This window comes from Actinopolymorpha alba DSM 45243 (assembly GCF_000373925.1).
Taxonomy (GTDB): Bacteria; Actinomycetota; Actinomycetes; order Propionibacteriales; family Actinopolymorphaceae; genus Actinopolymorpha; species Actinopolymorpha alba.
The window spans coordinates 245,719-259,749 of sequence record NZ_KB892746.1 but is presented as its reverse complement, the minus strand read 5'-3'; the positions used below and the strand labels follow the sequence as shown (position 1 = coordinate 259,749).

Sequence of the window (14,031 nt, the reverse complement as noted above, 5' to 3'; positions counted from 1 at the left end):
TGGATACGCCACAACTGGGTGGGTACGCCACAACGCTCGGGCCAGCAGGCTTCCGGGCGCTCCGTATGCCGGGTTTCCATGCGTTCGCGCCAACGCCGCCGCCTCCGGCGCGCCCGTACGACGGAGGCGGCGGCCACCCCGTGAGGGGTAGCCGCCGCCTCGCGCGTCACGCGATGCGATCAGCTGGTGTAGCCGCCGAAGTCGAAGTCCTCCAGACGGACGGCCTCGCCGGACCCGGCGCCGAACGAGTAGTCGGCGTCGTAGCCCTCGTACCCCACCATGGAGTACATCGCGGCCTTCGCCTCCTCGGTCGGCTCGACCCGGATGTTGCGGTAACGGTCCACGCCGGTACCAGCCGGGATGAGCTTCCCGATGATGACGTTCTCCTTCAGACCCCGCAGCGAGTCGCTCTTGCCGTTGATCGCGGCCTCCGTGAGGACCTTCGTGGTCTCCTGGAAGGACGCGGCCGACAGCCACGACTCGGTGGCCAGCGAGGCCTTGGTGATCCCCATCAGCACTGGACGCCCGGAGGCCGGGGTGCCGCCTTCGGCGACGACCCGGCGGTTCTCCTCCTCGAACCGCATCCGTTCGACGAGCTCGCCCGGCAGCAGCTCCGAGTCGCCCGACTCGATGACGGTGACCCGGCGCAGCATCTGCCGCACGATCGTCTCGATGTGCTTGTCGTGGATCGCCACGCCCTGGGAGCGGTAGACCTCCTGCACCTCGTCGACCAGGTGCTCCTGGACCTTCCGGACACCGAGGACGCGGAGAACGTCCTGCGGGTCCGGAGTGCCGTGGGTGAGCTGCTGGCCGACCTCGACGTGGGTGCCTTCCTCAACCAGCAACCGGGACCGCTTGGAGACGGGGTAGCCCATCTCCTCGCTGCCGTCGTCGGGGATGACCACGATCTTGCGGCTCTTCTCCGAATCCTCGATCCGGACCCGGCCCGCGGACTCGGCGATGGGCGCCTTCCCCTTGGGTTGGCGAGCCTCGAAGATCTCCTGGACACGAGGCAGACCGTGGGTGATGTCCTCGCCCGCGACACCACCGGTGTGGAAGGTACGCATCGTCAGCTGCGTACCAGGCTCACCGATGGACTGGGCCGCGATGATGCCGACCGCCTCACCGACGTCGACCAGCTTGCCGGTCGCCAGCGAACGGCCGTAGCACGCGGCGCAGGCACCGACCCGCGAGTCACAGGTGAGAACGCTGCGGACCCGGATCTCCTCGACCCCCGCGACGACCAACTGGTCGATCACCACGTCGCCGAGGTCGGTCCCGGCCGGGGCGGCGACCTCGCCGTTGGCGCCGCGGACCTCCTCGGCCAGCACCCGGGCGTACGCCGCCGTCTCGACGTTGTCCGCCTTGCGCAGCGTGCCGTCCGGCTGCCGGACCGCGATCCGCTTGATCAGCCCGCGCTCGCTGCCGCAGTCCTCCTCGCGGACGATGACGTCCTGGCTGACGTCGACGAGCCGCCGGGTGAGGTAACCCGAGTCGGCGGTCCGCAGAGCCGTGTCGGCCAGACCCTTACGGGCACCGTGGGTCGCGATGAAGAACTCGACCACGGACAGGCCTTCGCGGTAGTTGGACTTGATCGGCCGCGGGATGATCTCACCCTTCGGGTTGGCCACCAGACCACGCATAGCGGCGATCTGGCTGACCTGCATCATGTTTCCGCGGGCGCCGGAGTGGACCATCATGTAGATCGGGTTGGTCTTGGTGAAACCATCCTCCATCTCCTTGACGACCTCAGCCTTCGCCTGCGTCCAGATCTCGATGAGCTCCTGGCGGCGCTCCTCGTCAGTGATCAGACCACGGTCGAACTGCTTCTGGACCTTGGCGTCCTTCTCCTCGTAACCCGCGAGGATCTCGGGCTTGCGCGCCGGCGTGATGACGTCACCGATGGAGATCGTCACACCAGAACGGGTCGCCCAGCGGAACCCGACGTCCTTGAGGCCGTCGAGGCAGGCCGCGACCTCGACCTTGGGGTAGCGCTCAGCGAGGTCGTTGACGATCACACCGAGCTGCTTCTTGCCCACCTCGTAGTCGACGTAGGCGTAGTCGGCCGGCAGGACCTCGTTGAACAGCGCCAGACCCAGGGTGGTGTCGAGCATCACCGGCTGACCTGACTCCCAACCTTCGGGAGCCGTCCAACCGGCAGGCGGGACTATGTCCTTGAACCGGATCTTGATCCGGCTCTGCATCTCGATCTCGTGCCGCTCGAACGCCATCAGCGCCTCGGCCGCCGAGCTGAACGCCCGACCCTCACCGAGCAGACCATCGCGCTGCATGGTGAGGAAGAAGATGCCGATGATCATGTCCTGCGTCGGCATCGTCACCGGACGGCCATCGGCCGGCTTGAGGATGTTGTTGGTCGAGAGCATCAGGATCCGGGCCTCGGCCTGCGCCTCGGCCGACAGCGGCAGGTGCACCGCCATCTGGTCACCGTCGAAGTCGGCGTTGAACGCCGTACACACGAGCGGGTGGATCTGGATCGCCTTACCCTCGATCAGCTGCGGCTCGAACGCCTGGATACCGAGGCGGTGCAGCGTCGGTGCGCGGTTGAGCAGCACCGGGTGCTCGGCGATGACCTCTTCGAGCACGTCCCAGACCACCGGTCGAGCACGCTCGACCATCCGCTTGGCGGACTTGATGTTCTGGGCGTGGTTGAGGTCGACCAGACGCTTCATGACGAACGGCTTGAACAGCTCGATCGCCATGCCCTTCGGCAGACCACACTGGTGCAGCTTGAGCTGCGGACCGACGACGATGACCGAACGGCCGGAGTAGTCGACCCGCTTACCGAGGAGGTTCTGGCGGAACCGACCCTGCTTGCCCTTGAGCATGTCGGACAGCGACTTGAGCGGACGGTTGCCCGGTCCGGTGACCGGACGGCCGCGGCGACCGTTGTCGAACAGTGCGTCGACGGCCTCCTGCAGCATCCGCTTCTCGTTGTTGACGATGATCTCGGGCGCGCCCAGGTCGAGCAGCCTCTTGAGCCGGTTGTTCCGGTTGATCACCCGGCGGTAGAGGTCGTTCAGGTCGCTCGTCGCGAACCGACCACCGTCGAGCTGCACCATCGGGCGCAGGTCCGGCGGGATGACCGGCACACAGTCGAGCACCATGCCGAGCGGGCTGTTGCTGGTCGTGAGGAACGCCGACACAACCTTCAGCCGCTTGAGCGCGCGGGTCTTCTTCTGGCCCTTGCCGTTGCGGATGATGTCGCGGAGGTTCGTCGCCTCGGCCCGGAGGTCGAACGACTCGAGGCGCTGCTTGATCGCGGCAGCACCCATGTCGCCGGTGAAGTACTTGCCGAAGCGGGACCGCATCTCGCGGTAGAGAATCTCGTCGCCCTCGAGGTCTTGGACCTTGAGGTTCTTGAACCGGGTCCAGACCTCCTCGAGCCGGTCGAGCTCGCGCTGGGCACGGTCGCGGAGCTGTCGGATCTCCCGCTCCGAGGACTCCTTGACCTTGCGCCGCGCGTCGGCCTTGGCACCCTCGGCCTCGAGCTGCGCGAGGTCCTCCTCGAGCTTCTTCATCCGCTGCTCGACGTCGTTGTCACGACGCTGCTCGATCTGCTTGCGCTCGACGTCGATCCGCGCCTCGAGCGACGGCAGGTCGCGCGTGCGTGCCTCGTCGTCGACGTTCGTGATCATGTACGCCGCGAAGTAGATGACCTTCTCGAGGTCCTTCGGAGCGAGGTCGAGCAGGTAACCGAGCCGGCTCGGCACGCCCTTGAAGTACCAGATGTGAGTGACCGGCGCGGCCAGCTCGATGTGACCCATCCGCTCCCGGCGTACCTTGGCGCGAGTCACCTCGACGCCGCACCGCTCGCAGATGATGCCCTTGAAGCGGACGCGCTTGTACTTACCGCAGTAGCACTCCCAGTCCCGGGTCGGCCCGAAGATCTTCTCGCAGAAGAGGCCGTCCTTCTCGGGCTTGAGGGTGCGGTAGTTGATGGTCTCCGGCTTCTTTACCTCACCGTGTGACCACTGCCGGATGTCGTCGACCGTCGCGAGGCCGATGCGAAGCTCGTCGAAGAAGTTGACGTCGAGCACGTGTTCTCTTCCCCAAATGTTGTCACTGGCTGGGTTGGCGGTAGCGGGGTCCGGACGGGCTGCCGCGCCCATGGGTGCGGCGACCCGCCCGGACCCTGCGTCAGACCTCCTCGACGCTGCTCACGCCCTCACCTGGGCGCCGGGACAGGTCGATCCCGAGCTCTTCTGCGGCGCGGAAGACGTCCTCGTCGCTGTCCCGCATCTCCACGGCCATGCCGTCGCTGGAGAGGACCTCGACGTTGAGACAGAGCGCCTGCATTTCCTTGACGAGGACCTTGAACGACTCCGGAATGCCGGGTTCAGGGATGTTCTCGCCCTTGACAACGGCCTCATAGACCTTGACCCGGCCTGTGACGTCGTCGGACTTGATGGTGAGGAGCTCCTGGAGCGCATAGGCCGCGCCGTAGGCCTCGAGCGCCCACACCTCCATCTCACCGAAACGCTGACCACCGAACTGAGCCTTACCACCCAGCGGCTGCTGGGTGATCATGGAGTACGGACCGGTGGAACGCGCGTGGATCTTGTCGTCGACCAGGTGATTGAGCTTCAACATGTAGATGTAGCCCACCGCCACCGGCTTGGGGAACGGCTCGCCGGTGCGCCCGTCGAGCAGCATGGCCTTGCCGTCCTGGCCGACCATGCGGTCGCCGTCGCGGTTGGGGTAGGTCGACGCCAGGAGACCCGTGATCTCCTCCTCGCGGGCACCGTCGAAGACCGGCGTCGCGACGTTGGTGCCGGGCTCCGCCTCATCGGCCCCGATGACCGTGAGTCGGGTCTTCCACTCCTCGTCGTCGCCCTCGATCTTCCAGCCGGCCTTGGCCACCCACCCGAGGTGGGTCTCCAGGACCTGGCCGACGTTCATCCGGCCCGGAACACCGAGCGGGTTGAGGATGATGTCGACCGGCGTGCCGTCCTCGAGGAATGGCATGTCCTCGACCGGGAGGATCTTGGCGATGACGCCCTTGTTGCCGTGCCGGCCGGCGAGCTTGTCACCGTCCTGGACCTTCCGCTTCTGGGCGACGTCGACGCGGACCAGCTGGTTGACACCCGGCGGCAGCTCGTCGCCTTCCTCGCGGTCGAAGACGCGAACACCGATCACGGTGCCGCTCTCGCCGTGGGGAACCTTGAGCGAGGTGTCGCGGACCTCCCGGGCCTTCTCGCCGAAGATCGCGCGGAGCAGGCGCTCCTCCGGTGTCAGCTCGGTCTCACCCTTGGGGGTCACCTTGCCGACGAGGATGTCGCCCGGCACCACCTCGGCGCCGATCCGGATGATCCCGCGCTCGTCGAGGTCGGCGAGCATCTCCTCGGCGACGTTCGGGATGTCCCGGGTGATCTCCTCCGGACCCAGCTTGGTGTCACGGGCGTCCGTCTCGTGCCGATCGATGTGGATCGAGCTGAGGACGTCCTCCTGGACGATCCGCTGGGACAGGATGATCGCGTCCTCGTAGTTGTGGCCTTCCCACGACATGAACGCGACCAGCAGGTTGCGGCCGAGCGCCATCTCGCCGTTGTCGGTGCAGGGACCGTCGGCGATGACCGTACCGACCTCGACCCGGTCCCCCTCGGAGACCAGCGGCCGCTGGTTGATGCTGGTGCCGGCGTTGGAACGACGGAACTTAGCCAGGCGGTACGTCTGGTACGTACCGTCGTCGCACGCGACCTCGACGAAGTCGGCGCAGGCCTCCCGGACCACACCTGGCTTCTCCGCGGTCACGACGTCACCGGCGTCGACGGCGGCGCGGTATTCCATCCCGGTGCCCACCAGCGGGGACTCCGAACGGATCAGCGGCACCGCCTGGCGCTGCATGTTGGAACCCATCAACGCGCGGTTGGCGTCGTCGTGCTCGAGGAACGGGATCATCGCGGTCGCGACCGAGACCATCTGTCGCGGCGAGACGTCCATGTAGTCGACGTCGGCGGCAGCAATGGCGTCGACCTCACCGTGCCGCTTACGGACCAGCACCCGGTCTTCGGCGAACGTGCCGTCGGCGTTGAGCAGGGCGTTCGCCTGCGCGATGACGTAACGGTCCTCCTCGTCGGCCGTGAGGTAGTCGACCTGGTCGGCGACCCGGCCCTCGACGACCTTGCGGTAGGGCGTCTCAACGAACCCGAACGGGTTGACCCGGCCGTAGGTGGCGAGCGAGCCGATCAGACCGATGTTCGGCCCTTCCGGCGTCTCCACCGGACACATCCGGCCGTAGTGCGAGTGGTGGACGTCACGGACCTCCATGCCGGCCCGGTCACGGGACAGACCACCGGGGCCGAGCGCGTTCAGACGCCGCTTGTGCGTCAGGCCGGCGACCGGGTTGGTCTGGTCCATGAACTGGCTGAGCTGGGACGTGCCGAAGAACTCCTTCAGCGCCGCCACCACGGGCCGGATGTTGATCAGGGTCTGGGGCGTGATCGCCTCGACGTCCTGGGTCGTCATCCGCTCGCGGACCACCCGCTCCATCCGGGCGAGGCCGGTGCGGAGTTGGTTCTGGATCAGCTCGCCGACCGTGCGCAGGCGACGGTTGCCGAAGTGATCGATGTCGTCCTCTTCGACCACGATCTGGCCCTGCGGAGCCTCGAGCTCCGTCCGGCCTTCGTGGAGGGCAACGATGTAGCGGATCGTCGCCACGATGTCATCGATCGTGAGAACCGACTGATTGTGCGGGAGCGTCAACCCGAGCTTCTTGTTGATCTTGTAGCGACCGACCTTGGCGAGGTCGTACCGCTTCGGGTTGAAGTAGTAGTTCTCCAGCAGCGCCTGGGCGGCCTCCCGGGTGGGCGGCTCGCCGGGGCGGAGCTTGCGATAGATGTCGAGCAGCGCGTCGTCCTGCCCGGAGGTGTGGTCCTTCTCCAGGGTCAGACGCATGGATTCGTACTCACCGAACTCCTCGAGGATCTGCGCGTCGGTCCAGCCGAGCGCCTTGAGGAGAACCGTGACGTGCTGCTTGCGCTTACGGTCGAGGCGGACGCCCACGAGGTCGCGCTTGTCGACCTCGAACTCCAGCCAAGCGCCCCGCGAGGGGATCATCTTGGCGGTGAAGACGTCCTTGTCGGTCGCCTTGTCGAGCGATCGTTCGAAGTAGACGCCAGGCGAACGCACGAGCTGGCTGACCACGACACGCTCGGTGCCGTTGATCACGAACGTCCCCTTGTCGGTCATGAGCGGGAAGTCGCCCATGAACACGGTCTGGGACTTGATCTCGCCAGTCTCGTTGTTCATGAACTCCGCGGTGACGAACAAGGGAGCGGCGTAGGTGAAGTCGCGGTCCTTGCACTCGTCAACGGAGTTTTTCGGAGGCTCGAACCGGTGATCACGGAACGAGAGGGACATCGTCCCCGAGAAGTCCTCGATCGGGGAGATCTCTTCGAAGATCTCCTCGAGACCTGACTTGTCGGGAACATCCGTCCGGCCCTCTTCGAGGGCTTTCTCCACACGCGCTTTCCAGCGCTCGTTGCCGACAAGGATGTCGAAGCTGTCAACCTGCAACGCGAGCAGGTCGGGAACTTCGGCAGGCTCCTTGATCTTGGCGAACGACACGCGGCGCGGTGGTGCGACGCGGTTGGAGTCGGACGGGCGGGTGGACGTGGTGGACGCAATGGTGCGCGAGGCGGCCAAGAGGGGTCCTTCCGAGGCTTGCGGACTCGTCTCTCACATGCCGGACCGACCTAAGAAGCTCCCAGGCGCGGTCGGAAGGCAGGGCAAAGCGACAGTGTAGCCGTAGGGCCCACTGCTGTCTAGTCCCGTCGGATTCTGTGGATCCCACCGCCGCGGCCTCGTCGCCACCAGCGGGGTACAGCGCTTCTTGGCGGTCCCCACACGACCTTCCAGGAGCATGGCCCCAGTCGGAGGCCGAGTCAAGCATCCGTTCGACAGTTCGCCCATCTTTCCGAGTGAATGGCCCGCCGTAAAGGCGGATTCCTGTCTGGTTTTGCCCCGATTCATGCCGTTCCGAACCCCCTGAACTGAGCCAATCGTAGACGTGTCCGAAGGATCGACACCCATCTGAGTGGGGAGTACGCCGGGGTCGACGATCCCTCAGAGGGCCTCGACCTTGCTCACGAGCCACTGGTCGCCGACCCGCTCGAGCGTCATCCGGACGCGGTTCAGGTCGGTTCTCGGCTGGCTCGCGCGATTGCTCGTGGTCGTCTGATTGACGAAGAGCAGCGTCACCGCGCGCTCCGGCGTCGCCGAGATCACCGAGGCGGCGCGGACATCGGCGACCACCACCGCCCGGGTCTGGGTGGCGGAGGGTTTGATCACGCTCTTGGTGGTCTCGAGATACTTCGTCCGGAAGTCACCCGTCAGCAGCTTCTCGCTCCGGGCGAAGTCGCGGTCGAGGTGCCGGTAGTCGTACGCGAGGAGCACCGAGGCCGTCGTACGAGCGGTGCTCAGGGCCTGCGAGCGCGCCGCCTCGACCGGACGGATGGCGTACGCGCGGTACCCCAGCGCGGCGACCGTCACCAGGGCGACGACCAGGAAGCCCCCGAGCACGGCGACCATCGTGCGGCCACCTCCGAAACGAGCCGCCGCCGGCTCAGGCCCGCGCTCCGAGGATCCCGGTCGCGTGTCCGTGTCAGTCATCGTTGCTCCACTCCCACCCGGGTCACGAGTGATCACCCCACGAACTGAAGCTCGACCACGCGCCAGCCACGACTGTCGCGGGCAAGGTCGAGTTGCAGGCGGTACGTCCGGAGGGCCGGCGTCTTCGCCGCGACGTTGGTCACGTCGGCGTCGGCCGCGACCAGGACCTGCGCGGAGTCGCCGTCGAAGCTCACGATCCCCGCGTCGAGAATCTTGCCCCGAGAGACGGTTTCGTTTTGTTTCACGAGGTTCTCGAGGTCCTTCATGGCTCGGGAGTACTGCTCGCGGAAGTCGCCCGAGGAGAGCGCGAGCACCCCCGACCGGCTCCGGTCGAACGCCCGGTAGTCGACAGTGGTGAAGTTGAGGACGAGCTGCCGCGCGGTGCGCAACGCCTCGCCGCGGAGCCGCTCCTCGGCGCTCGCCCGCGTCACCTCGACAGCGAGGAAGACTGAGGCGACGACCGCCGCCACGAGCACCACCAGGAGCGCGGCGACCAGGTAGCCGCGGGCCCGGCGCGACAGCGGCGCCTCCCCGGGATCGCGGGCCGCGGGCGGGTAGCCGGCCCCCGCGTTCGCCGGCATGTCGACGGGGCTCTCCGCCTTGTCGACAGGGCTCTCCGCTGCTTCGACAGGGCTGTTCACTGTGTCAACGGACCGATCAGTAGCCACTTCCACGAGTCCTCTCCGAATGCCCGTTGCTGTCCACCGAGCGAGCCGAGCCGCGCCGAGCCGCCGTCCGGAAGCCGGACCTCACCGCTGCTCGGGTCATACGCAGCCGACCCGGCCGCCGTGTCCCGAGGGGGCGCCGGGCCGGGTGCGTTCTGGGCGCCGCGCATCGTCGTCGTACGGTCCGCGCACTTCGCGGCGGTGTTGGCTGGTGTGGGCGCGACCTGCTGCGGCGCCCGTCGTCGGGTCCCCTCGTAGCCCTTCCGGCACGACCCGGGTTCGAGCGCCAACTGCAGCCCGAAGTGCGCGGTGTAGTGCCCGGTCTTGGGATCGGGTGCGATCACGGTGTAACCACCGCGTACGACGTAGGGGTAGAGGATCAGGACCTGCTGGACGCCCCTGAGCCGGGCCCGCACGATCTGGCCGCTGGTCACCAGGTTGGCGAGGAGTACGGGGACGTCGCCGGCGTTCTCGTCGATCAGGCCCCGCAGCTGCTCGGCGGTCACGACCCCGGAGTCGAGGACGGTCCGCAGGTCAGGGTCAGCCGCGACGAGCGTGTCGGAGAGGTCCGCAAGATCAGACGCGAAGCTCCGGATCGCACCACCGGAGGCGCGTTGGGTGTCGAGGACCGTCCGGCCATCCTCGATGAGGTCGATCGTCTGCCGCAGGTTGGCGTCGGCGCTCTCGATCAGGACGTTCCCGGAGTCGATGAGGCGGGACAGGTCGCGGCCCGACCCCCGGAACGCCGTACCCAACTCGTCGAGCACGGTCACCAGGTCCTGCTGGGGTACGGAGTCGACGAGCCGGTCAAGGTCGAGGAGCAGCGTTGTCGTCGGCAGCGGGGTGCGGGTGTGGGCGCGGGCGATGGTGGAGCCGTCCCGAAGGTATGGGCCGGTGGAACGGCGTGGCTGGAGGTCGACGTACTGCTCCCCGATGGCCGAACGGTTGGCGACCACGGCGAGGGTGTCGGCGGGGATGCGCGTGTCCTCCTCGAGAGCCAGCCGGACCTCGACACCGTCCTTGGTCGGCGTCAGCCGCTCGACCCGGCCGGCAGCCACCCCGCGATAGGTGACCTCGGCCCCCTCGAAGATCCCGCCGGCATCGGCGAAGTTGGCCCGGACCGTGTAGCCGTCACCGAACAGCAGCCGTCCGAGGCCGGCGTACCGCACGCCCGCGACCGTCACCCCCACCAGCGTCAGCGCCACGAAGATCACCAGCTGGACGCGGATCGTACGCGTGATCATCGAAGGCCTCCCATCAGGAGGACGGCGAGGTCCGGGTCGTATGCGACCCGCCCAGGACTCCGCGCCGGCGACCCGCTCTGCGCCCCCGATGCACTATCCGCGCAGGTCAGCGGGGGCAGGCAGAGCGTCGGGAGGCCGGGCGACGAGCCACCCGTCGGCAGTGGAAGCGGCGGCAGAGTCGGCAGCGGCACGGACGGCAGGGCGGTCGGTAGCCGCACAGTCGGGAGCGCCGTGGGCAGCGTCGGCAGCGAGGTCGGGAGCGGCGGGAGCGTGGGCAGCGGAAGGGGCGGTGGAGTCTGCCCGTCCAACAGGCCCCGCAGGTCGAGATCGAGCGTGAGCTGCAGGTTGGTGTAGTCGCCGCGGACCGCGTTCGCCGCCGAGTCGGCGAACGGATAGGTGAAGAGCACCTCGAGCGACTTGGGCAGGTTGTCACCGGCCTTTGCGAGCTCGGTGAGGATCGGTGCGAGCGTCCGCAGGTTGGCCAGCAGGTCCGCCTTCGTCGCCTCGATGACCTCGGCGCCGACCTTCCCGAGCTTGGACAGCTCCACCAGCATCTTTGTGAGGTTCTCCCGCTGGTCCGCCAGCACGGCCAGGGCCGCCGGGAGTCGCTCGACCGTGGTCGCGATCGTCTGCTTCTGCTTCACCAGGGACGCCGAGAGCCGGTCGAGGCTCTCGATCGCGCGGGTGATCTCGCGCTTGTGCTGGTCCAGCTCCCCGACGAAGGTCTCGAGCCGGCCGAGGAGTTCGCGGACGTCGGTCTCGCGCCCGTCCAGGGCCTTGGTGAGCTCGACGTTGATCGTCTTGAGCTGGGCCACGCCGCCGCCGTTCAGGAGCAGCGAGAGCGCGGAGAGGACCTCCTCGACCTCGACGCTGCGGCCCGTGCGAATGAGCGGGATCACGTCGCCGTCGGAGAGGCGACCGTAGCCGCGCTGACCGCCACCCGGGGCGGCGAGGGAGACGAACTTCTCGCCGAGCAGGCTGGTCTGGCGGATCTGTGCCGTCGCGTTGTCGGGGAGCCTGACTGACCGGTCGAGCCGAAGGCGGACCTTCGCGGTGAAGCCGTCCAGCCAGACCTTCTCGACCTCGCCGACGTTCACGTCGTTGACCTTGACCGACGAGCGCGGCACCAGGTCGAGGACGTCACGGAACTCCGCGATGACGCGGTAGTTGTCCGCGCCCGCACCCGCACCACCGGGCAGGGGCAGGGCGTACACGGAGAAGCCGCAGCCGGCGAGGACGCTCGCCACCGCCGCGACGGCGGCGATCAGGCGTACGAGGCGTACGAGGCGTACGACGTGACCAGGGTTCCTCATCGCAGGATCCCGCCCAGAGTGAGGTCGCGGCTCGGTGACGCGCCGGCAGGACCACCAGGAAGCTGCGGGAGCGGCAGGTCGTCGAGCACCTGCCGCAGCTCGTCGCACACCGACTGCGGCTGGCCGGCCTGCAGGAGGAGCGAGCAGAGGTAGAGACCCGGGTCGTCAAGTTGGGCGAAGTTGTCGCGGGTGTCGAGGGTGCCGGTCCGAGGGTTGTAGGTGCGGTCGAGGTTCGCGAGTGCGACCGGGGCGGTGTCGAGCACCTCGCGCAGGGCGTCCTGCTGCTTCACGAGCGTCTTGGAGAGCTCGGTGAGCCCGTCGACGTTGGCCCGCACCTCTTCGCGGTTGTCGCGTACGAACGACGAGATGTCCGTCAGGGCCACCGCCAGGTTGTCGAGCGCCTTCTGCAGGTCGGCCCGCTCCCCCGCCAGCTGGTCGGCGACGCTCGCGAGGTCGGTGTTGAACTCCCGGACCTGCGCGTCGCTGGCCGCGAGCGTGCTGGTGAACGCCTGCAGCTGGCGTACCGTCGCGAAGAGGTCCTCACGCCCACCGGCGAGCGTCTCCGAGGCGTCGGCCAGCTCGCCGACGGTGTCGTGCAGCCGCCCGCCCTGCCCGTCGAGGTTGTCCGCGCCGGTCCTGAGCAGCCGGGACAGCGCGCCGTCCTGGTTGGCGCCGTGCGGGCCGAGCGCGACCGCGAGGTCGTCGAGGCTTTCGTAGATGCGGTCGAGCTCCACTGGCACCGCCGTCCGCTCGAGGGTGAGTTCGGCGCCGTCCGCGAGCACCGGACCGCTCGTGTAGACGGGCGTGAGCTGGACGTACCGGTCGGCGACGATGGACGGCGCCGCCACCACCGCCTTGGCACCAGCAGGCACCTTCTGCTCGGCGTCGTACGACATCTCGACCCGCACCGACGTGCCCTGCGGGGTGATGCGGTCGACCCGCCCGATGGGTACGCCGAGGACGCGGACGTCGGACCCCACGTAAAGGCCGATCGTGCGCGGGAACGACGCGACAAGGGTCTTGCGCGGCGGGTCGGGCCACAGGGCGTACGTCGTGGTCGCGATCACCGACAGCGCCACGAGCAGGGCGAGGACGCGGGTGCCGCGCGCGACCCGGGCGAGCACCGCTGAGCCGGACGTGAGGGTGAGGTGCGGCGTCATCGGCCACCACCGGTCTGGCGCGAGGAGTCGGGCGACGCGGGCAGTCGCGGTGTCGCCGGCAGGGGCACCAGGTTGGGGATGTAGGTGTCGAACCACGGGCCGGTGCCGAGGGTGTTGGCGAAAACCCGCACGAATGGCGCCAGCAGCTCGATGCTCTTGTCGAGGCTCTCCTGGTTGTCGCGGAGTAGCGCGACCACCGACGCCAGCCGCTTGAGCGCGGGTTCGAGCTGGGCGCGGTTGTCGGCGACCAACGCGGACACCTGGGTGGACAGTTCCTGTGTCGTGACGAGCAGCTGGTGGATCAGCTCGCGCCGGGCCCGGATCTCCTTGAGCAGAAGGTCGCCGTCGCGGAGCAGCTTGACCAGCTCCTGGTCGCGGTCAGAGAGCACCTTCGAGACGGTGTTGGCCCGGGCGAGCAGGGTGCGGAGCTGCGCGTCGCGGGATGCGATCGTGCGCGACAGCCGGGACAGGCCCTCCAGGGAGCCGCGGACCTCCTCCGGGGTGTTGGCGAACGTCGCGCTCAGGGTGTCGAGGGCCTTGGCCAGCTGGGCCGTGTCGATCCGTTCGGTGGTGGTGGTGAGGTCGCTGAACGCCTCGACCACGTCGTACGGCGCGACCGTGCGGGACAGCGGGATCTCGGTCGCGGGATCGAGTCGGCCCGGTCCGGCTGGTTCGAGCGAGAGGTACTTGCGGCCGAGCAGGGTCCTGATCCGGATCGCCGCGCCGGTGCGTTCGCCCAACCGTGGCCCGTCGCCGTCGACCCGGAACTCCACGCGGACGTGGTCGCCGGCCAGCTCCACCGCGCGTACCTCGCCGACCTTGACCCCGGCGACGCGTACTTCGTCGGCGACCCGGAGGCCGCCGGCCTCGCTGAACCGCGCGGCGTAGGTCGTGCCACCGCCGATCAGCGGCAGGTCGGAGGCGTTGAAGGCGGCGTACAGGAGACCGGCGAGCAGGATCAGCCCGACCGCGCCGACGGTGACGGGATTGCGTTCGCGGCGGCGGCTCATGCCCGCCT

Annotated in this window: 8 protein-coding genes; all 8 read right to left on the bottom strand. The window is 68.2% G+C overall.

Going from position 1 to position 14,031, the window contains the following annotated elements; all coding sequences use genetic code 11:
- Nucleotides 1-179: 179 nt before the first annotated feature.
- Nucleotides 180-4,058 carry a DNA-directed RNA polymerase subunit beta' gene (locus B141_RS0112610; RefSeq protein WP_020575529.1) on the bottom strand — a complete coding sequence of 1,293 codons (3,879 nt, stop codon included), beginning with the start codon at nucleotides 4,056-4,058 and terminating at the stop codon, nucleotides 180-182.
- Between the two features lie 100 nt (nucleotides 4,059-4,158).
- A complete protein-coding gene (gene rpoB, locus B141_RS0112605; RefSeq protein ID WP_169512929.1) occupies nucleotides 4,159-7,647 on the bottom strand; it encodes a DNA-directed RNA polymerase subunit beta in 3,489 nt (1,162 codons plus the stop codon).
- 438 nt (nucleotides 7,648-8,085) lie between these two features.
- The gene (locus tag B141_RS40355; RefSeq protein WP_020575527.1) at nucleotides 8,086-8,631 is read right to left on the bottom strand and encodes a hypothetical protein; all 546 of its coding nucleotides are present in this window, start codon (nucleotides 8,629-8,631) and stop codon (nucleotides 8,086-8,088) included.
- 32 nt (nucleotides 8,632-8,663) lie between these two features.
- On the bottom strand, nucleotides 8,664-9,272 hold the full coding sequence (locus B141_RS0112595) for a hypothetical protein (RefSeq protein WP_020575526.1): 609 nt from the start codon (nucleotides 9,270-9,272) through the stop codon (nucleotides 8,664-8,666).
- Complete coding sequence (locus B141_RS0112590) at nucleotides 9,269-10,540, bottom strand: MlaD family protein (RefSeq protein ID WP_020575525.1); 1,272 nt, start codon at nucleotides 10,538-10,540, stop codon at nucleotides 9,269-9,271. The genes B141_RS0112595 and B141_RS0112590 overlap by 4 nt, the downstream gene beginning before the upstream one ends.
- Nucleotides 10,537-11,853, bottom strand: coding sequence for an MCE family protein (locus B141_RS0112585; protein ID WP_020575524.1), 1,317 nt, complete (start codon nucleotides 11,851-11,853; stop codon nucleotides 10,537-10,539). The genes B141_RS0112590 and B141_RS0112585 overlap by 4 nt, the downstream gene beginning before the upstream one ends.
- On the bottom strand, nucleotides 11,850-13,013 hold the full coding sequence (locus tag B141_RS0112580; protein ID WP_020575523.1) for an MCE family protein: 1,164 nt from the start codon (nucleotides 13,011-13,013) through the stop codon (nucleotides 11,850-11,852). The genes B141_RS0112585 and B141_RS0112580 overlap by 4 nt, the downstream gene beginning before the upstream one ends.
- The gene (locus B141_RS0112575) at nucleotides 13,010-14,023 is read right to left on the bottom strand and encodes an MCE family protein (RefSeq protein ID WP_020575522.1); all 1,014 of its coding nucleotides are present in this window, start codon (nucleotides 14,021-14,023) and stop codon (nucleotides 13,010-13,012) included. The genes B141_RS0112580 and B141_RS0112575 overlap by 4 nt, the downstream gene beginning before the upstream one ends.
- Between the last annotated feature and the right edge of the window lie 8 nt (nucleotides 14,024-14,031).